This window comes from Delftia sp. 11MD (genome assembly GCF_050907895.1).
Classification (GTDB): Bacteria; Pseudomonadota; Gammaproteobacteria; order Burkholderiales; family Burkholderiaceae_C; genus Comamonas; species Comamonas tsuruhatensis.
The window spans coordinates 333,250-353,231 of sequence record NZ_CP194333.1; the positions used below are offsets into that span (position 1 = coordinate 333,250).

At 55.3% G+C, this 19,982-nt stretch carries 17 protein-coding genes and 1 pseudogene; 12 read left to right on the forward strand and 6 right to left on the reverse strand.

Going from position 1 to position 19,982, the window contains the following annotated elements:
* Positions 1 to 866 precede the first annotated feature (866 nt).
* From ACRSCF_RS01485 to ACRSCF_RS01495, 3 genes are all read left to right on the forward strand, one after another.
* The gene (locus tag ACRSCF_RS01485; protein ID WP_050042251.1) at positions 867 to 2,444 is read left to right on the forward strand and encodes a sensor domain-containing diguanylate cyclase; all 1,578 of its coding nucleotides are present in this window, start codon (positions 867 to 869) and stop codon (positions 2,442 to 2,444) included.
* Between the two features lie 141 nt (positions 2,445 to 2,585).
* On the forward strand, positions 2,586 to 3,194 hold the full coding sequence (locus ACRSCF_RS01490) for a hypothetical protein (protein WP_034366608.1): 609 nt from the start codon (positions 2,586 to 2,588) through the stop codon (positions 3,192 to 3,194).
* A gap of 8 nt (positions 3,195 to 3,202) precedes the next feature.
* Entirely contained in the window at positions 3,203 to 3,757 is a 555-nt protein-coding gene (locus ACRSCF_RS01495; protein WP_324622883.1) for an isochorismatase family cysteine hydrolase, read from the forward strand.
* Between the two features lie 157 nt (positions 3,758 to 3,914).
* On the opposite strand, the gene ACRSCF_RS01500 is transcribed toward ACRSCF_RS01495, so the two are convergent.
* Together ACRSCF_RS01500 and ACRSCF_RS01505 are read right to left on the reverse strand one after the other, a co-directional pair.
* A complete protein-coding gene (locus tag ACRSCF_RS01500) occupies positions 3,915 to 4,337 on the reverse strand; it encodes a hypothetical protein (protein ID WP_152630152.1) in 423 nt (140 codons plus the stop codon).
* Positions 4,338 to 4,406: 69 nt separating this feature from the next.
* A complete protein-coding gene (locus ACRSCF_RS01505; RefSeq protein WP_046985312.1) occupies positions 4,407 to 4,844 on the reverse strand; it encodes a response regulator in 438 nt (145 codons plus the stop codon).
* Between the two features lie 551 nt (positions 4,845 to 5,395).
* On the opposite strand from ACRSCF_RS01505, the gene ACRSCF_RS01510 reads away from it, so the two are divergent.
* The 6 genes from ACRSCF_RS01510 (at position 5,396) to ACRSCF_RS01535 (ending at position 11,894) form a co-directional block, all read left to right on the forward strand.
* Complete coding sequence (locus ACRSCF_RS01510; RefSeq protein ID WP_324622884.1) at positions 5,396 to 6,559, forward strand: zinc-dependent alcohol dehydrogenase; 1,164 nt, start codon at positions 5,396 to 5,398, stop codon at positions 6,557 to 6,559.
* A 298-nt stretch (positions 6,560 to 6,857) separates the two neighbouring features.
* Entirely contained in the window at positions 6,858 to 8,843 is a 1,986-nt protein-coding gene (locus tag ACRSCF_RS01515; RefSeq protein ID WP_154833156.1) for a S9 family peptidase, read from the forward strand.
* A 365-nt stretch (positions 8,844 to 9,208) separates the two neighbouring features.
* Positions 9,209 to 9,553 (forward strand): hypothetical protein, encoded by a 345-nt coding sequence (locus ACRSCF_RS01520; RefSeq protein WP_050042241.1) that lies wholly within the window; start codon positions 9,209 to 9,211, stop codon positions 9,551 to 9,553.
* Positions 9,554 to 9,625: 72 nt separating this feature from the next.
* Entirely contained in the window at positions 9,626 to 10,129 is a 504-nt protein-coding gene (locus tag ACRSCF_RS01525; protein WP_034366591.1) for a DUF4142 domain-containing protein, read from the forward strand.
* 795 nt (positions 10,130 to 10,924) lie between these two features.
* Entirely contained in the window at positions 10,925 to 11,191 is a 267-nt protein-coding gene (locus ACRSCF_RS01530) for a helix-turn-helix domain-containing protein (RefSeq protein WP_082254177.1), read from the forward strand.
* Between the two features lie 382 nt (positions 11,192 to 11,573).
* Complete coding sequence (locus ACRSCF_RS01535; RefSeq protein ID WP_203400978.1) at positions 11,574 to 11,894, forward strand: GlcG/HbpS family heme-binding protein; 321 nt, start codon at positions 11,574 to 11,576, stop codon at positions 11,892 to 11,894.
* 106 nt (positions 11,895 to 12,000) lie between these two features.
* Here ACRSCF_RS01535 and ACRSCF_RS01540 read toward each other — a convergent pair whose 3' ends face one another.
* Positions 12,001 to 12,291 (reverse strand): hypothetical protein, encoded by a 291-nt coding sequence (locus tag ACRSCF_RS01540; RefSeq protein WP_052151777.1) that lies wholly within the window; start codon positions 12,289 to 12,291, stop codon positions 12,001 to 12,003.
* 181 nt (positions 12,292 to 12,472) lie between these two features.
* On the opposite strand from ACRSCF_RS01540, the gene ACRSCF_RS01545 reads away from it, so the two are divergent.
* The 3 genes from ACRSCF_RS01545 to ligD are packed head-to-tail and all read left to right on the forward strand — an operon-like array spanning position 12,473 to position 17,015.
* Positions 12,473 to 13,387 carry a Ku protein gene (locus ACRSCF_RS01545; protein ID WP_034369066.1) on the forward strand — a complete coding sequence of 305 codons (915 nt, stop codon included), beginning with the start codon at positions 12,473 to 12,475 and terminating at the stop codon, positions 13,385 to 13,387.
* A 27-nt stretch (positions 13,388 to 13,414) separates the two neighbouring features.
* A complete protein-coding gene (locus tag ACRSCF_RS01550) occupies positions 13,415 to 13,597 on the forward strand; it encodes a DUF3606 domain-containing protein (RefSeq protein WP_016452108.1) in 183 nt (60 codons plus the stop codon).
* A gap of 4 nt (positions 13,598 to 13,601) precedes the next feature.
* Positions 13,602 to 17,015 (forward strand): DNA ligase D, encoded by a 3,414-nt coding sequence (gene ligD, locus ACRSCF_RS01555; RefSeq protein ID WP_154833160.1) that lies wholly within the window; start codon positions 13,602 to 13,604, stop codon positions 17,013 to 17,015.
* Positions 17,016 to 17,252: 237 nt separating this feature from the next.
* On the opposite strand, the gene ACRSCF_RS01560 is transcribed toward ligD, so the two are convergent.
* The 3 genes and pseudogenes from ACRSCF_RS01560 to ACRSCF_RS01570 all read right to left on the reverse strand — a co-directional run.
* A complete protein-coding gene (locus tag ACRSCF_RS01560) occupies positions 17,253 to 17,609 on the reverse strand; it encodes a hypothetical protein (RefSeq protein ID WP_050042368.1) in 357 nt (118 codons plus the stop codon).
* Positions 17,602 to 18,129, reverse strand: coding sequence for a hypothetical protein (locus tag ACRSCF_RS01565; protein ID WP_050042366.1), 528 nt, complete (start codon positions 18,127 to 18,129; stop codon positions 17,602 to 17,604). Before ACRSCF_RS01565 ends, ACRSCF_RS01560 begins: the two co-directional genes overlap by 8 nt.
* A gap of 661 nt (positions 18,130 to 18,790) precedes the next feature.
* Positions 18,791 to 19,774, reverse strand: a pseudogene (locus ACRSCF_RS01570) (YifB family Mg chelatase-like AAA ATPase); the annotation flags it as partial.
* Between the last annotated feature and the right edge of the window lie 208 nt (positions 19,775 to 19,982).

Consider the following 19,982-nt stretch of genomic DNA (forward strand, 5'->3'; position numbering starts at 1 on the left):
TACCGCAGGATAGGTGCGTAAAATTGCATCGTCTTCTCGCGCCGATGTTGGTGGTCCTAGTAAGAGCCAAAAATCGGTTGGATTTAATTGAGGATCTTTATTTCTGCGATGTAAAACTCGCCAACTATTGCAATATTGTGTTCAAAAAAATTGTAAATATGGTGGCAGGGATTTTTGAAGAGTGGGTGATGGTCTTCGGGAGCTTCTGATTGCCGTTGCCCCATTAGAAATTGATTTTCAGGAAACGAATAAATGTTGGCCTGAGAATAATTAATTTTGGAGAATGATTTAACAATAAATGCATATATAGTCTTTGAACTATACGACGTGGCGATATTTCTTGCACCATGGTGGGGCTAAAGTTTTTCGCTTACCTTCATGAGGTGATTTTATGACCAGGAAGGAAAAGACGCCTGAGGAGTTGATCTCGGCGATATACCAAGCACTATTTAGCAGTCAGTATTCTGTCCATTTTCATGTGAAGAATTTACCAGGCATCTCGATAATGGCCCTACCTTTGCAACAAGATGCTTGTGCGTCCAATTGGGTCGTCAACATTGAATCAGGTGACCCCGAGCTTCGGGCAGCTATCAGGCACGCAGCATCCATGGTTCAACACGAGTTTGACCTGATTTCCCGTCACAGTTAATCAACGGCTCATGCATTTGAAATTCTTTTCTCGCACGCGACGAGCGGAGATAAACCGTGTGCGGGTAAACGCTCTTGTTGAATCGATATGTCAAAACACCATTGCCGGGTTTTCCCGCTACGCCTAGGATGCTCGACTGTGCAAGCCAAGGTATTTTGATCAGATGGTGGTCTGTGCGCTCATCTTACTAGGCTGATACCTCGTTAAAATCAGCAGTATGACGCCTCCTTTTCAAGATGAGAGACATCAGCGCCCACTACAGCGCTTGATTGGACGCCCTTTCTTAGCTGCTGCACTATCCCTCGGACTTTTGACTTTCCTGTTGGTCGCCACCAACGCATGGCTAGCATGGCGTGCACATGCAGACGCCTGGTCTCAGGCCGCAAAAACCTCTCGGAATCTTGGGCATTCTGTTGCACATCAATTAGACAGTGTGTTCAGCGAGGTCGCACGGGTACTTAACACCATAGAATATATAATTGAGCAAGCAGATATGGAGCCGTCGGCCCTTGAGTCGCTTCAGCCATTGATGGTCAACCATCTAGGAAACGCCGATTATTTGCATGGAATATTTGTATATGATGCCAATGGAAATTGGCTCGTACACACACAGGCGACTCAACCACCGAACGCAAACAATTCAGACCGCGAGTACTTTATAAGCCATCGCGATAGCCCGAGCAAAAAAGTGCTTATCAGTAAGCCGTTGAAGAGTCGTTCCACGGGTGAATGGATTATTCCGGTTTCCAAGCGTCTCAATGATGCTAACGGAAGATTTGCGGGTGTTGTTCTTGCTACGATTAGAGTTGGATATCTATTGACTCTTTTGGATGGATTCGATATCGGGGAACAGGGCGCCATCTCACTGAGTCTTGCTGATGGTATTCTCGTTGTACGACGACCATATTCCGTTGAGGATTTGGGTAGAACCATTCCAAATAATCCACTCTTGAATATAGCAAAGAATGAACGGGCCGGAATGCTATTGCTAGCGTCCCCTTTCGATGGAATAAGACGACTCGTCATCTTCGAGCATCTGGGAAGTAATCCTCTCTTTGTGACAGTAGCGCTCTCAGAGGAGGAAATTCTGTCTCACTGGCGTAGCGCTACCCAAGTGCAAGCCATTTGTTTACTATTACTAATTACAGTTATCGCGCTATCTGGAAGCTATGTTTTCCGTAGCATGAAGGTCCGTCGGGAGGCTGACCGTGCGCTGCATAACGCTCATGAGCAAATCATGCGGAAAAACCAACAGCTTGCCGAACTCGCGGATCAAGATGGTCTGACAGGTATATTCAATAGGCGAGCGTTCGACATACGGCTCGCAGAGATTTTTGGACAAAGCCGTAGGTATCAGCGCAAACTATCAACAATAATCTTCGATGTAGATCATTTTAAGAATTACAACGATATTTATGGTCACTTGGCCGGTGACGATTGCCTAAGACAGGTGGCATCAGCCCTTTCAGGAGCTATGCGGCGACCTGGAGACATCTTGGCACGCTACGGAGGCGAGGAATTTTTCGCAATTCTTCCGGATACTGATGGGCAAGGTGCCTTGGAAGTGGCAAATAGTGCGAGAGAAAGAATTGAAAGTCTGATGCTTGTCCATGCAGGCAGCGATATTGGAATAGTTACCGTTTCCTGTGGCGTGGCAACGGCAGACTGGAACGACACAAATTTGACCTCCGAGAAGCTGATTGACCTGTCAGACCAAGCTCTGTATGCCGCGAAACGTTTGGGTAGAAACAGGTGCATCTTGAGAGCATCTGGTCGTGCAAAGGGAGAGCAGTAGATTCCGATCGCGCCAATTGCGCAAGCTCTTCATACAGAAATTCTCTGAAAAATACTACATCATCGTCCGTGCAGGCCTACAGAAATTAATGGCTATCGGTAGGAATATCAATATCCCTATCACTCGCCCTGGAGAACGATGATGCCCAAGACACGCTATGACGAAGTCCAGCTCAAGGATTTGCTGCTGCAAATGATGGAAACGGAGCTCGGCGGAGAACAGGTTTATCGGACGGCTTTGCAATGTGCCATCAACGAGGACCTGAAAGAGGAATGGGAAAAGTATCTGGAAGAGACGTTAAGCCACCAGAACGTTGTCCGCACGACATGTGAGTTCCTGAGCATTAATGCGGACGAAGTGACGCCTTCGCGCCAGGTGGTCAAGCACATCGGATTGTCGCTGGTAAAGGCCATGGAACTGGCGCTCACTGCCGGTGATCGCAGTGCAGCGCAGCTAGTTGCTTGCGAATGTGTGGTGCATGCGGAGACCAAGGACCACGCAAATTGGGAGCTACTGGGCATGGTGGCGGAAGTGGCCACCGGTGAGACAGGTAAGGCGCTCAAGGAAGCGCATGCGCGGGTGGAGAAGGATGAAGATCATCATCTCTATCACACAAAGGGCTGGTGCCGTGAACTCGCCATTCAGAGCCTCGGTCTGCCGGCCGTCCTGCCACCGCCTGAAGAGATCAAGCAAGTGGAGACTGCCATTGGTGCATCGCGTGCCGAGCAGCAGCGCAAATCTATGCTCTGACGACCAAAATGCCGCGTAGTCAGGTTTTAAAGCCTACCGACGTGCCTCGTAGTCCGGTGGTTCTGTTGCTGGTTGATGTAATCAACCCATTTAAATTCCCGAATGCCGGCGGTTTGGTTCGCGAGGCAGTACGAGCGGCATCCAGGATCTCGAAGCTTAAAGCCAAGCTTAAAAGTCGTAATATTCCGGCAATTTATGCTAATGACAACTATGGAACTTGGCAGAGCGAGTTTTCTGATATTCTTGTCGAATGCATGGGGTTGCCTGGACCTCGTGGCGAGATAGCGCGGACTCTCGCCCCCAGTGAGACAGATCTCGTGATATTGAAACCCCAGCATTCGGCATTTCATTCCACTCCGCTTCAGCATCTCCTCGATCGCATGGAAGCGGAGAAATTGATCATCGTGGGATTTGCCACCGATATGTGTGTCATGCTTTCTGCCACCGATGCACGGATGTCAGGATATAGCGTGTGGGTGAGAGCGATTGTACGGCAGCTGAAAATCCTTCAAGAAAAGCATTTGCTTTGCGGCATCTTCGCCAGTCATTCAAGTGTTCTGTAAGAGCATCAACTGGGCGGATGGAGAGGGATGATTAAAGACCTGATCCTTTATGCAATAGCGAAGCTTGCCATATCTCACGCTGAACCGCGGCAAGCGATAGCATGTACAGACACTGATGAAGCAGCGGAAAACCTTGCCATACCAGTGTAGAGGTCAACTACATCTTGTGCGTGATTGTTATTTGGAAAAATGCGCCTCCAGCTTGACCGAGCCTCAATGCCTCACCAGATTCATGCGCGATGACCTCTTGGACTTTTGCATGTGCAAGCGCAGTCTTGGCACGCCAATCCTTGGCGCTTTCTGTACATCCCAAACTGGCGACATACCCGTCATAGAGCCCATAGGTACCGCCAAAGATGGTCAACATGGCTGTCTTGAAAGCATGCTCAGCAGCTTTGAGTTCCTCAGAGCCTAGGCTATGAGCATTTCGCAAGACCACTTCGATTTCGCAGTCGGGACTCGGGAGACCCTCAACATAGTCACGAGATGGACGTGCATCCCCGGGCGGAAGATAAGACATCCCTTCAAGGGCAGCAGCCAAGTTGGCATTTTTCTTGGCGTGGGTTTGGTAAACATTCATATTGCTCTCCGTTAACCGTAACTTTCGCTCCTGTGCATGCGAAATATTATCGAATCGGTCCAGCATCCATTACACCTTTGCAGGAGCGTTCCACCAAGCTCCAAGTGCTCGACACAGATGTTCTGGATCAGCTGGCTTGGTAAAAATCAGATCGAACTCTGTCTCAGCTATGCGGCACCGCATCTGTGCCTGGCTATGTCCCGTAATGGCCACGATAAAAAGGCGCGCGCCTAGCGCTGAGTCTCGAATTACTTGGGCCACCTCCATTCCGTCCATTTCAGGCATCCCAATGTCCAAGAGGACAACGTTCCAGGAACCCTGCGCAAGTTTTTTCAAGGCTTCTCTTGCACTGGTGCATGGCGAAGCCTCGGCGCCGTCCATTTCCAACAGTGCTGCCATCGTCTCAGCGATATCGGAGTCATCATCCACAACCAAGATGCGCATGCCGTAAAGGGGGAGCGCTCCTAGATCCTCATCCGTTGCATTCGTGTCGGGTTGATTTTGCACGCTGCCCCCTTAAGGTATCAAGAATAAAAATTCTCATTCATTTGGATGAGAAAGTTTCACCGGTGCCCAATTTATTTCAACTGTTGCCATTATTAACAAATCGGTGCAAGCTTAAGACCTGCCTACGACATTGAGGTGATAGAGAAATTCTAAGATCTCAGAGAAATTGCTCAATTCTGTCAAAGCTCGAAAATATTCCTCAGTACCTCGGCAAGACATCACGAGATGGCTGTCAACAGCTCAAGCGATAGACCACAGGATTTCCAGTTGCGCTATTGGATTCTCCAGCTGAGGATGCACTTTGTACATCTTTCTGTAATTGTTGGACTGTCGCAGCTTAGGCACTATCCCGATAAATGCATGGGGAGGTCTGAATCAGGGTCCGTGCGGCAAATGCCTACAGTTCCGCAGCCGTTCTTCTGGCGCGCGAGTCTTGCTGCAAGCTCGGCAGTAGGGTTCTACTCGCCTGACATTGCGGGCACAAAAATTGCCCCACCACTTGAGGTTGAAACTCAATTTCAGTGGCAGTTAATCTAACGACGGAGATTCTGATGAAGGCACTTACCTACCACGGTTCCAAGGATGTTCGTTACGAAACGGTGGCAGATCCTCAACTGCAAGATGAGGAGGACATCATCATCAAGGTAACTGCTACTGCTATATGCGGCTCAGACCTTCATATCTATCGTGGAAAGATTCCTGAAATGGAGACCGGTGATATTCTGGGACATGAATTCGTGGGGGTGATCGAGGAAGCAGGAAGAGGTGTAAAGCACCTGAAAAAGGGAGATAGGGTAGTCGTGCCGTTCGTCATTGCTTGTGGCGAATGTTTTTTCTGTAATAGATCACTTTTTGCTGCTTGCGAAGAAACCAATTCGGGGCGCGGGGCCATTATCAACAAAAAGTCTGCAAGGCCTGGAGCTGGACTGTTTGGCTACAGCCACCTGTACGGCGGGTACTCGGGTGGACAGGCGGAATATGCTCGAGTTCCTCGGGCCAACGCTGGGCCAATTCTGATACCGGATTTTTTGGGTGATGATCAGGTGCTTTTTCTGTCGGATATCTTGCCTACCGGTTATCAGGCGGCACTCAATGCCCGTATCTCCAAGGGGTCCACGGTAGCTATATTTGGTGCTGGACCTGTAGGGTTGATGAGCGCACTATGTGCGCGCTTCCTGGGGGCTGAAACGATTTTCATGGTGGACGATAACGTTGACCGTCTGGAATTTGCAAAACAAACATATGGCGTGATACCTATCAATTTTTCGGATATTGATGATCCTGCCGAATTTATTCTTGAAAATACCCACCACCGAGGCGTGGATGCCACGATTGACGCTGTGGGCTTTGAGGCCAAGGGAAGCGCCGTGGAGACCGTACTCACCACTCTGAAAATCGAGGGCTCCAGCGGGAAGGCACTGCGCCAGTGCATTGCGGCTACCCGACGCGGCGGTGTGGTCAGCGTTCCCGGCGTTTATGCGGGCTTCATCCACGGCTTTCTTTTTGGAGATGCCTTTGACAAGGGGCTGTGCTTTGAGATGGGGCAGACGCATGTTCAGAAATACCTCCCCGATCTGCTTGATCACATTGCTAACGGATTGATGAAGCCTGAAGTAATTATCTCGCATCGCATGGACTTGAGCGAGATTGTCAAAGGTTATGAAATATTCGAAAAGCAGGAAGAATCTTGTCGCAAGGTGGTACTAACTCCTTAGTCTGTTCAATGACAACACGAATGAAATACAGAGTTCGCCGGACAGGGTAACTCTGCCTATGCAGATTATTCGCAAAGGTTGTGAGTGCATCTCGCTTTTTGATTTTTCCGAAATCTCTAGGAGTGGATTATGTCAAAGCAAAACCGCAAGAACATGAATCATGGTCTGGGATTTTATTCCGGGGCGTTGCAGGAAAATCCGAGAAATACACGACAAGTCCATCAGAGGCAATGAGTAGCTTTAATGCCTTGCGGGGCTTTTGATATGCCAAGCACTTTTCAACCTAGTAGGAGCCTTCATGACCCAGTCCTTTACTCCGGAAGATGTGTATCTTGAAAGAGTTGTTTCCGGACTTGATGTTTCCGCGGAGAACCAAGTTGTCTGCTCCGTGAAAGGAGCCGACCGGGAAAAGGATGAGTATTTTTCGTGTCTATGGTTGATTTCCCCGGTGGGCGAAGAGCCCAGACAGCTTACCTGGGGATCGAGTCTTGACAGCGGGCCTCGATGGTCCCCCGATGCTTCCCAGATCGCTTATCTGTCCAACCGGAACCAAGGTTCGTCCCAGGTCTATCTCCTGCCTTGCAATGGTGGAGAGCCTCGCCAACTCACTAGCCTTGCGCGCGGCGCTTCGGATACGCGCTGGAGCCCCACCGGGGACAGGCTGCTGGTGATAGGCAATGTCACCGTTGACCCCAACCAGCGTCACGAAGGATGCGTCCGGGACGACGGGGCCAAGGCCAAGGCGCCAGATCCAGATTCTCCGAAGCTGTGCTGGAGGCTTCCTTACAAGCTCAACGGAACAGGCTACATCCTCGACACCCGCAGTCACCTGTTCGTCGTCGATGTGAACGATGGGCAGACGACTCAGATCACTTCCGGAGATTACGAGGTCCGCAGTGCGGCGTGGAGCCCGGATGGAAAGAAAATATGCATTTCCAGAACCCGAGAAAAACCCAATGAATATCACTGTACGGATATTTGGGTGCTGGATGTCGAGAACGACAACGTGCGCAGGGCTGAGCGCATGTCCTTTGACCAGGCCAACAGTTCATCACCCAGCTGGTCGCCCGATGGCCGATGGATAGTCTTTACGGGCTCCCTGAATTCAGGTGATCCCCAGTGTAGGCTCTGGTTGATAGATCTGGAAACCAAAGAGGTCAAAGGGCTGGGCTCCGAATCCTTGGAGGTGGTTCCCGGAGACCTGTGCTGGACCCGAAGTGGTAATTCGGTCGGTTTCATACAGGCGCGCGAGGGTGTGCAGTCCGCCGCTTTGATCTCGGTGCCGGAGGGGCAATGCAAAGTGATTGCCAAAGGCAACCGTCATCTGGATTCATTGGCCCTAGGGGATGGGTTTGTGTACACGGCAGAAGATCCGGCAAGCCCGCAGGAAGTCTATTACAAGGCAATCGGCGGGGAGCAAGAGCAGAAAATCAGCAGCTTCAATGCTTGGTGGAATGAAAGAGACAAGCTGGCTGTGATGTATAGGAGCTTTTGCGCGCCTGACGGCGATGGCGGAACGGAGGATATAGACGGCTGGGTGTTGCAACTGCAAGGCGGTATCGAGAGAAAAAGAAAAACGAAGGGGCCGCTGCTTGTTGACTTCCATGGCGGGCCGGCAAGCTACGTAGATTTGAGGTTTTCCGCCCATTCCTATTGGCAGATATTAGCCTGCGCTGGTTGGACGATATTGTCAGCCAACACGGTTGGATCATGCAGTTATGGCAGAAAGTTCTCGGACAGGCTGCGCGGCAAATGGGGTGAACTTGATTTGCCGCAGCATCTGGCCATCGTGAAGCAGCTGCAGATTGAGGGGGTAGTTGGCGACAGCATCGCGGTCAGTGGAACCTCCTATGGAGGTTTCATGGCAGCCTATAGCATTGGAAAGTGTGAATGGATTAGCGCTGCTGTTGTGTGCGCCCCGGTCGGGAATATCGAGTCTCATTTTGGTACTTCCGACGGTGGGTATTATTCTGACACCTACTCCATAGATGCGAAGAAGATTGAGTTCCACCAGCTTGCGTATCGATTGTCGCCAACGTTTCTTATGGATAACGTGAGAGCTCCCACGCTATTCATACAGGGTATGGAAGACGAGCGTTGTCCAAAGTCACAGACGGAAGAGCTTTATGTGAAATTGGCCTGTGCTGGAAACGTTAAGACGGAAATGGTTCTCTACCCTGGAGCTGATCATTCATTTTCTGTCTCAGGGCGGCCTTCGCATCGCGTTGACGCGCTTCAAAGAATATGTGAATGGCTTGAAAGTTGTATAGAAAATAGGAGTTGAGATTCTTATGAGTCCGTGAAAGGAGGTCATGTGCGATCTATGGGCAGCCGCCCTGACGGAATATTGAATCGCAAGCAAGCCGAGACGATAAAGCGTATTGCAATTGATTCGACTTCGATATTCGGTCAATTTCAGCTGGGAATCTGAAGATTTTTCAGAGCCTGGATGGGAGTGTAAATATTTGGCGAATCAGAGACGGCCAGATAAGAAAGGAGCATCATATCAGTATTGACGATTTTTCCAAGGCTTATGGACTGTGCGCAGTAAATAAGCGTTTCGCACGAAAGACAACCATACAGGGAAATATCTTATAGTGCAAAAAATTGTGCCTATTGATTTTTTACAAAGTTGGATCGGAATTTGATATGACCAAAATGAAAACTCCCCCGTCTGCCGAAGAGCATGCTAGATATATGAAAGAAGGGTCTGATGGCAGGACGAACTACAAAGCTTCTGTCGGAAATATTGGTGAGCCCAGAAACGTCAGAAACGAGCCGGATCCGAAAAATAGAGGTGGGGATTATTTTTCGGGCAGCCCCAGTAGCTTTGGGGGCGCCAGGAATGCTTCTCTGAGTAAGCAAGCAGGAAAAATTGACCATTCTCACAGCGAAGACCCAGCGCAGAACGAACGTACGCGGGGAGATACGTCGGAGAATAAGAACGAAGATTTCGCCAGTTGGCGGAAGGAAAAGAATGACGAAAAACGGTAATGTTGGTTAAGGATCCGTTTATCAGTGAGTGTGGCAGAACTTCTTGCCATACATATATTGAAAGGAGTGAGTATGAAAAAGGTATCTGTGATGGTGGCCGCAATTCTTGGTTTGGCCCTTTCCGTCGGTGCGAACGCCCAAGTCAGCAAGAAGGACCAAGAGTTCCTGAACAAGGCTGCAGTTGGTGGTCTTTATGAAGTGGAGGCAGGACGTTTAGCCCAAGAAAAGGCGAACTCATCTGATGTCAGGGCCTTTGGCGAAATGTTGGTCAAGGACCATTCCTCAGCGAACGATGAACTAAAGGCTTTGGCTACCAGCAAGAGCGCGGTCCTGCCTTCTGAGTTGCCTGCAGAAAAGAAAAACCGCTTGGCCAAGGTCGCCGAGTCCAAGCATTTCGACAAGGAGTTCATCCGGGAAGTGGGCATTGATGACCATCGCAAGGACATCAAACTTTTTGAGAAGGCCAGCAAGAACGCTGACGATCCGCAGATCAAGGCTTTTGCTGCCAAAACGCTGCCTGCCCTTGTCAACCATCGTGAGCATGCCCAGGACCTGCAGAAAAGTCTAGGCAAGTAGGAATCTTTCCTCATCCCTGCCTACATCTTTTGAAGACTACGCTCAGGCAAGGGTAGAGGAGAGCTACTCCCAGTAGCGTCTCCTGCCCTTGAAGGAGTTTTCGTGGATAGCGTGTCGCCAGCCTCGCAGCCTTTCAAGGCGATGTCTCCTGCAAGGACGCTCAGGAGGGGCCCTAAGTCACCGTCCTGCCCAGCGAATGGGGCCTGTGACTTACTTGACCTTGGTACGAAACATGGCCCTGTCGCTGCCTTCGTCGATGGAGCTGACTGTAGTCAGACCGGTATTCGGCGCGCTGATGATAGACTGTCCGCCCCTCCGCACGTTTGCCCATGTCCTCTCGGGAGGTCACGTGCACACAGGAGGCCTTTCTGAGAATTGCGTGTGTTGCGCGCCACGCTGATCCTGGGGCTGACCTCCAACAGGGCGAACTTGCGATCCCCCTGGCCAGCACCAAGTCGGACTCGGTGCCCTGCGCGGCCTGCAGGCACGTCAAGAAATCGCGCTTGAGAGCTTCGCGCCTCGATGGAGTGCGCCTGATAGAAGGCTTCTTCGCAGAGGACATCGACGGCCAATAGCGGGAAGTACAGCAGCAACTTACGCGATCACAAGGTGCGCCAGACACCCAACCCGGGAACTACACGAGCGAGGTAGAGGCTTGCTCCGAGTGGCCTGTCTCAACGGCGAGAACGTGCTGGTTCCTTCTTGCCGTGGGCTGTTCGTGCTGACGTTTACCAATATATATTGGTAAAATGTCAATACCAAAAAATTCAAGTAAAGAGTGGCAAGGAACTAGGCATGGCAGCTGAATTTCCAATTCGGACATCTGGCCAGCTAACGGCTGTCCTTCAGGCTTTCCGCAAGGAGTCGGGAATGACGCAAAACGACGTGGCCGCACGCATGGGGCTGACGCAGCAAAAGCTATCTCACCTAGAACTGAACGCCCCGAACGTCAGCGCTGATCGCCTACTGCGTCTCCTTAGTGTCCTGGGCGTCGAGTTGGTGCTCCGGCGCCCCGCCGCTGCGTCGCAAACCACCGACGGCAGTAGCGGCTACCCGTGGTGACCAGTGTGTCGTGCTCCTGAGCTCGCGACGCCTTCGAAGTAGTGCAGATTAGGGTTCTGCGGCTTTTGGTCAACGCTGTTGAGTTCGGGCTGCATAAACCATGTGCTGATCGGTCGGGTCGTAAGAACCTTGCGCACTGGGCGCGGGTGTTCGGTGCTTCAGTGCAAGCCCCAACCTGTTTGACCGCCTCGAGGTTGACGACGCGGCTGGAGGGCCTTCTTCCCCGCCGCCGACCGCTCCAAGCTGGTCGGATGCCTATTGAGAAAGGCGTGCTTGCTTCACAAGCCAATCGAAGAACGCACGCATAGGGCTAGTCATATGCACAGTCCTGTTCCTATCTTCAAAGATAAGCGTTAGGACGGGGCCGGGGAATCAGGGGGCTATCTCAGACGAGAAGGGCTGGCCGCTGTACTTTAAGCGCTACGGCGAAGCGATGCTGGTCACCACTGTGCTCGTGCCCAACAAGGCCTACAGCTCCGCCGTGATGCGGATGCCGTCGGGCGAGGCAAAACTGACGCAGCCGTCCCAACCGCTGTATGGGATCAACACCGCAGACGCGCATGTGGTGCTGTTCGCGGGCGGCTACCCGCTTTTCGTGAATGGTAAGTTCGTTGGGGCGTTCGGCGTTGGCGGAGGAAGCTGGGACCAAGATGAGAAAATCGGCCAAACGGTTCTGAAGGCCTTCGAGGCGGAGATCAAGTAAAGCGGCTGCTGGAGTTTAGAAAATACCTATGCAGGGGTTGAGCGCTCGGCCGCCCTGCCACACTGGCGGGATAAGGGGTGAGCATCGTCTGGATGGGATTCCGGAGCTACCGGATGGGGCCGAATCCAAAGTAGGCAGCGTTCGTTGGCCCCTTGGGCGAGGCAGCATCCTTCCCATCGGATGTCGCTGGCTGAATCCTTCCTTCAGATGGGGTCTGCTGTCGGTCGGTCTGCTCAGTGTCTCTTCGCGGCCCCACATCCAGGTCGGCGATCATCTCTTCCAATGCCATCAGTCCGCTGGCCATGGCGGTTTTGTAGGTTTTGTATCCTTCCTTGGCGCGATCGATTTCCTTCCATTGATCCTCGTTCACGCGTTCAGTGATGACCCATTCAAACATCCCGGGGTCAGGCTCCGCAACATGAACGGCGAGGAGGCGTAGTACATCGACCATGCCGAAGTATAGGCACGGACAACTGGTGCTGGAATGTGCCCAAACCTACGGAAACGTTAAGTCGCTGCCTACATCCGTCAACAAGGCAGCCGAGCAAACTTTCTGCAGTCAAACTGCGGAGAGCTCCATGGCCACTGGCAGCCGCACCCTCTGGAAGGGTGCCATCACGTTCGGATTGGTTCACATCCCTGTTGGCCTCCACACAGCGGCGACAGAGGAAGGCGTGGACTTTGACTGGCTGGACAAGCGCAGCATGGACCCGGTGGGCTACAAGCGCGTGAACAAGCGCACCGGCCGCGAAATCACCAAAGAGAACATCGTCAAGGGCGTCGAGTACGAAGATGACAAGTACGTGATCATCAGCCCCGAAGAGATAGAAGCAGTCTTTCCCAAGACCACACAAACCATCTCCATCGAGCGGTTCATCGAAGCCAACGAACTGCCGTTTGTCTTCTTAGAGCGCCCCTACTACGTCGCGCCGATCAACAAGAGTGACAAGGTCTATACCCTCCTGAGGGAAGCATTGATCTCCACCGGAAAAATCGGCTTGGCCAAAGTGGTGATTGCGACAAAGCAGCACCTTGCGGCACTCGTACCTTCCGGACCAGCGCTGGTGCTGTCTTTGCTGCGCTGGGGCGACGAAGTCAAAACGCTGGACAGCCTCGATCTCCCTGCGGAGGGCCGCAAGTCTGTGAGCGCAGCCGAACTCAAGATGGCCACCCAGTTGGTCGAAGAAATGTCCGGAAAGTGGAACCCCGCCGACTTCAAGGATGAGTTCCGCATTCAGGTCATGAAACTCGTCGAGAAGAAAGCCAAGGCAGGGGAAGGAAAGACGGTGCTCGAACCTGAGGAGGAAGCACCTCAGTCCGCCGATGTCATCGATCTCACCGCGTTGCTGCAGCGCAGCCTCAAAGGCGGCGGAAAGCCCAGCGACAAGTCAGCTACCAAAGCCCCGGCCAAGCAGGCGAGCAAGGCCTCCGCCAAGAAGACACCGGCCAAGTCTGCCGCGCGAAAGTCCGGTACTGAACGCAAAGCCGCTTGATCTACAGTTTCCACCTCTGGAGCCAACATGCCCGACGACAAATCCCAATCCGGCGGCCAGGACCGCAAACGCATCAGCCTCTCCCAAGAGTACGAGGTTCGCGACTGGGCGAAGAAGTTCAACGTGACGCCGGAGCAACTCGAAGCCGCTGTCCGCGCCGTGGGCAACGATGCTGCCGCTGTCGAGGAACACCTGAAGGGCATCCGGTGAGCCTGTGCGCGTCGCGACGTGGAACGTCAACAACGTCAACAAGCGTTTAGCGCTGCTGGTGGACTGGCTGCAACGCACCCAGCCCGATGTGGTCGCGCTGCAGGAAATCAAATGCCCGACGGCTGATTTTCCGACCGCCGCGCTGCAGGAGGCCGGGTACAGCAGCTTGGTGGTGGGGCAGCGCACCTGGAACGGCGTTGCCATACTGAGCCGCAATGCGGACCCTCTGCCCATCGTCACGGCGTTGCCTGGTGACTCGACAGACAAGGAGGCGCGCTACCTGGAGGCGGCCATCACGGGGATCTTGTTTGCCTGCCTGTATTTGCCCAACGGCAATCCCCAGCCGGGCCCCAAGTTTGACTACAAGCTTCGCTGGTTCGAGCGCCTACGGCGCCGGACCGAGGAGCTCTGGCATTCCGGGCACCCTGTGGTGCTGTTGGGTGACTGGAACGTTGTGCCCACGGACGCAGATATCTACAAACCCGATACTTGGCGCGATGACGCGCTGTTGCAGCCGGAGGCGCGTGCCGCCTTTGCCAGCATCCTGGCGCAAGGTTGGACGGATGCCATCGGCAAGGTCCATCGCAAGGTGCCCTTCACGTTCTGGGATTACCGGCGCAAGCGGTGGGAACGCGACGCCGGGCTGCGCATCGACCACATTCTCGTTGGACACTCGCTGAAGCTGCTGGACGCGGGAGTGGAACGCGAGGAGCGCGGCAAGGAGAGTCCGAGCGACCATGCCCCGGTGTGGGCGGAGCTCACTGTCGAAAAAGCACGAGCGGTGCGCAAACCGACCATAGCTGTCAAGAAATCGCTTGCCACGAAGAAGGCCGAGAGGACGGCGAAAGCCAAACCCCCATCCACTCCCGAACCGCTCGCACAGTACAAGGCCAAGCGCGATTTCACGAAGACTTCCGAACCCCCCGGCGCTGCTGCGAAGCTCCCTCGTCGCGCAAAGGGCGCGGCGGAGCCATTGCAGTTTGTGATCCAGAAACACTGGGCGTCCCGTCTGCACTACGACTTCCGGCTGGAGATGGACGGCGTCATGGTGAGCTGGGCGGTACCAAAAGGTCCATCGTTCGACCCCAAGGTCAAGTCCATGGCCATTCATGTCGAGGACCACCCCACCGACTACAACACCTTCGAGGGGACCATTCCGAAAGGCGAGTACGGCGCCGGCAAGGTCCTCATCTGGGACCGCGGAACGTGGGAGCCCGTGGGCGATCCTCGCGACGGGCTGGCCAAGGGCAAAATCATGTTCCACCTCCACGGCCAAAAGCTTGCGGGTCTTTGGGAACTTGTGCGCATCTCGAAGCCTGGCGAGAAAAAGCAGGATCAGTGGATGCTGTTCAAGAAACGCGGCGACGCCTGGGCACGGCCGAGCACAGAGTACGACGTCATCGCCGCGCTGCCCGACAGCGTGGTCGAGACGCCGCTGGGACTCGCGGAGGAACGTGAGCCGGTCGTTGGCACGACGGGATCCGCACTTGGCGCCACATTTCAACCGCTGGCGAACGCCAAAAAGTCCCGCCTTCCTGCCAAGCTGGAGCCGCAACTCGCCACGCTGGTGTCGTCGGTCCCTGATGGCGACTGGATCATCGAGACCAAGTTCGACGGCTATCGCATTCTTGCGCGCGTGGAAGGAGACGAGGTTCGCCTCTATACGCGCAACGGTAATGACTGGACAGAGAAGCTGCAGCAGGTGGCCGATTGCATCGCGGAGCTTGGCCTGACCCGCGCTTGGCTGGATGGGGAAATCGTGGTGCTGAATGACGCCGGTATCCCGGATTTCAACCGCCTTCAGAACGCGATTGACAACGCTCGCACGCGGGAAATCGTGATGTTCGTGTTCGATGTGCCCTACCTGGGCGATCAGGACCTTCGCAGCGTACCGCTGGTAGCGCGGCGGCAGCTGCTCCAGGAGCTGTTCGACAAACGCGAGAGCAGCACCGTCCGGTTTAGCCAGGCTTTCGAGGTCGCGCCCTCCCAGCTTTTGGGCGCCGCCTGCGACATGGGGCTAGAGGGCCTGATGATCAAGCGGGCGGATGCAACGTATGAATCCGGGAGGACCGACAGCTGGATGAAGCTCAAGTGCCAGCACAGGCAGGAGTTCGTGGTTCTGGGCTTCACCGACCGCACTGGCGCTGCCAAAGAGGTCGGTAGTCTGCTGCTGGGTTATCACGAGGAGGGGAAGCTTGTGGCGGCCGGATCCGTCGGCACGGGATGGGGTTCCTCGACGGGGGCCGAACTGCATGCCCGATTGGTGAAGCTCGAAGTTCCGGACCCGCCTCTGGACGCAGCCGAGTTCAAGCCGGGCCGGTGGTCCAAGCGCAAGGTCGGTGCTGAGCGGTGGGTCCGTCCCTCCCTGGTGGTGGAGGTGGCGTTTGGGGAATGGACCCCCGACAAACGCATTCGGCACGCGGTGTTCCGAGGTATCCGCACGGACAAGCCGGCGAAGATGATCATCCGCGAGCGCGTGAAGAACCCAGCCGCCTCAGCGCTTGCCCCCGTTGCGACAGAGTCCAAGGCAGCGCAGACGATCTCCAAGGTCAAGATCACTCATCCCGACCGGGTGATTGACCCCACCACGGGATTGCGCAAGATTGATCTTGTGCGCTACTACGAAAGCGTTGCCGAGTGGATGCTGCCCCATCTCAAGGATCGGCCAGCATCGCTGGTCCGAGCGCCAAACGGGATTACGGGGCAGTTGTTTTTTCAGAAGCACCCAGAAAGCAAGATGCCGGGGCTCAAGGAACTGGACCCCGCCCTGTGGCCCGGTCACGAGGCGCTGTTGGCTGTGAACTCCGCAAACGCGCTGATTGCGGCAGCGCAGATGAACGTGGTTGAGTTCCACACGTGGAACTCCAAGGTCGCCCGCATCGACCAGCCGGACCGGTTCGTGCTGGACCTTGATCCTGGAGAGGGTGTCACCTGGCCGATGCTTCAGGAGGCCGCGCAGCTCACCCGCGTGATGCTCGCCGAGCTGGGCCTGGAGTGCTGGCTCAAGACCAGCGGTGGAAAGGGACTGCACATAGTGGTGCCGATCACGCCCAAGCGCGACTACACCGAGGTGAAAGCGTTCTCGCAATCCGTGGTGAAGCACATGGCGCGGGTGATCCCAAGCCGGTTCGTTTCTGTGATGGGCGGCAAAAACCGCGTCGGGAGAATCTTCATCGACTACCTTCGCAACGGCCATGGGCAGACCACCGCGTGCGCCTTCTCAGCGCGCTCGCGGCCCGGGTTGGGGGTTTCGATGCCGGTGGGTTGGGAGCAGCTCAAGGAGCTCAAGGGCGGCGCGCAGTGGACAATTGCGACGGCGCGGGAGTATTTGAGTTTTCAGCAGGAAGATCCCTGGAGGGAATTCTGGAGGAAGCGGCAGTCAGTCGACAGTGCCATAAAAATACTCGCTGGAACATAGGGAGGCGTGAGCCGTGATGCCGTTGGATCGGGGACCACCTGCCAAGCACGTCGGCTTTGGGCTGGGTGTGGTCTGTCGCCGGAGGGCAGACTTGATGGGGCAGCGCGACAAAAATGAGCGACCTATCAGTGGTCGTTCGTGTCGGCCAGCAATCGACCCTGAGCGGACGTTCGGCAATGCGCTCTGACCTACTGAGAGTCAGCCGCTCAGCGATAAAAGCCTTCGCATATCTTCCGCCTATAAGGGTTCAACAGTCATCTCGGAGGCATCGAAAACCATGTGCTTTTGGAGGGCGGGTGTCACGCGAATCTGGGCACCGTCACCGATAACGACGGCGACTTCGATGGGAAAGCTATTTAGTGCTAAAGCGCTTGCTTGGGCGAAGTAGTTCTCTCTGTGCAGGTTGTTGAGAAATCGTACCCACTTGCATTCGACTCCAAATATAGTTTCACTTCCGTCGTCTTCGAACCGGTTGGCAAGAATATCAATTACTTTCGATCCAAACCGCACGGACTCTCTGACCTCAAAGCCAGCTCTGATCAAGCTAAGCGCAACAAGAGACGTCGCGAATCGATCTGCACTACGCTCATCCATTGCCTTGCTCCTCATCACCGATCTCTTCCTGATGGCCCGAAGGGGCATTGAACGTCGCCGTTGAGCACTCAAAATGTGCCTTTACCTCTTCGTAGAGTGCCAGAAGCACATTCACATCAGCAAGAGGCTTCGACGTTTTTATTCGAGATATCCCTTTTTTCCTTCCGTTGTAAATCGGTTGGATGTAGATCTTCTCCTGATTGCATTCGGATGCATCTACCGCCGCGACATAGACAGGAGCTTTCATTGCTTGGGCTCGTGTGACTTCCTCTTGAGAGAAATCCGCGCGTATGGAACCTCCTTCAGGTTTGTTGCCGGTCGCTTTAACCTGCAAGAAAAAATAGGGACCAAAAGGATGTCCGTCTTCTTGAAGCCGCACTACGAAGTCGAGTAACTCCGCCTTTTCCCCAAGGTGGCACGGATCAAATATCGGGTGAGACCCGTCTTTTAACGGGCGTAAAAGCTGGCTCCCAATTGCGTACTCGCCGCGTTTCCCCAGTAAGGTGATCGTATCGGGCATGTTGTGTATACCGTTATCTGTAGATAAGCATCAGAAGTTCTACGATAACAGAGCGGATAGCTCGCAAACCTAGCAGGCGCCCGCTCCTGGGCGACAGCTGTCCTTGTGCGAGGGCGAGCCTTTCTACGGAGCGCTCAGCGCCCTCGGTGTTTTGAATAAGCCTCCCTGTAGGGAGCAGCATGGTGGCCGCGAAGTCCCCGGGAGCGCGTCACTCAGGCTCGATTTGAGCCATCCAAACGATGCTCACCCCTCATCGCGCCAGTGCGCCAGTGCGGTAGGGCGGCGGAGCACTCGAACCCACTCCGCATTGATCAACGTCCGAGGCTTCGCTCCTCGTTCGCGCCCGACCCAGCGCATTCGCCCTGTACGGCCAGCTCAGCGTGGATGCCTTCGACGCCGAGGCCTCGGGTGGTCTCGATGCGTGGGACCCACTCACGCCAGGCAGCCCCTGGTGACCAGCTCAGCCCTACCGCCGCGAGTTCTATGTGCCTGCAGGCAACGCACCGCCGCGAGTTCTATGTGCCTGCAGGCAACGCTTCGCCGCAGTCCATCGCGGCTGCCCCGCAAAAACAGCAGGTCAGTGTGGAAAACTAATGTGCTGTGGGCTTCCGCCCGAGTTAAGAATTTTATTGTGTAGTTCAGTCTTTTGGTGGAATCCACAACCTCCTCCGACCAGGGCCACGGCACTGGCCGTGTGATGCGGACTGGCCGTGGGGCGCTGGCGCCAGCGCTCGGGCGTGAAGCGGCCGGCCAGGCTGGCGATGGCGGCGGCCTCCAGCGCCTCGTCATCGCTCATGGGCGGCAGCAGGTCGGCAAAGCGCTGGGCCAGCATGGACTTGCCCGAGCCCGGCGGCCCCACCAGCAGCAGGCCGTGGCCTCCGGCCGCAGCGATTTCCAGCGCGCGCCGCGCCTGTGCCTGGCCGCGCACCTCGGCCAGGTCCAGGCTGCTGCGCACGGCGACGGCGGGCTGCGGCTGCACCGCATGCCAGCCCGGGCCGGGGCATGTCTGGGTGTCGCCTGCTGCCGGCAAGGCGTCGGTTTCGTCGGTCTCTTCGGTGTCCTCGCTTTCGTCGCTGCAGCAGGCATCGTCCGGTTCCTGCTCCGCCTGCACCAGGGCATTGGCCGAGCGTGTGATGAAGCGGCGCACCACGTCCAGCAGGTGGTGCGCGCAGAACACCTGGGCCGACGGCACGAAGGCCGCCTCCTGCGCGCTGCCCGGCGGCAGCACCAGGCGGGCGCCGTCCTGCTGGCGGTGCAGGGCCAGGGCCGTGGCCAGCGCGCCGCGCACGGGCCGCAGCGCGCCCGACAGCGACAGCTCGCCCGCGAATTCGTAGTCGGCCAGCGCATCGCCATTGATCTGGCCGCTGGCCGCGAGAATGCCCAGCGCAATGGGCAGGTCGAAGCGCCCCGAATCCTTGGGCAGGTCGGCGGGCGCCAGGTTGACGATGATGCGTTTGTTGCTCGGGAACTCCAGCCCGGAGTTCAGCAGCGCCGAGCGCACGCGTTCACGCGCTTCCTTGACCTCGACATCGGCCAGACCCACCAGCGTGAACGACGGCAGGCCGTTGGCCAGATGCACTTCCACGGTGACACGCGGGGCGGCCAGCCCCAGCAGCGCACGACTTTGAACCAGGGCCAGACCCATGGGCACCTCGCAGGAACGACAGACACAAAGCCACACAAAGGAAGAAGCCGCCAGCGGTGCGGCGGCTTCGGTAACCCAGTATGGCAACGGCCTTGGGCCTTGTGGACGGCGGGCGCGGCGCTGAACCCAAATCTCAGAATGTTCTGACCCTTGCAGCGCAAAAATCAGAACAGCTTCACCAGCGCCGGAACGCTCAGCACGGCCGTGT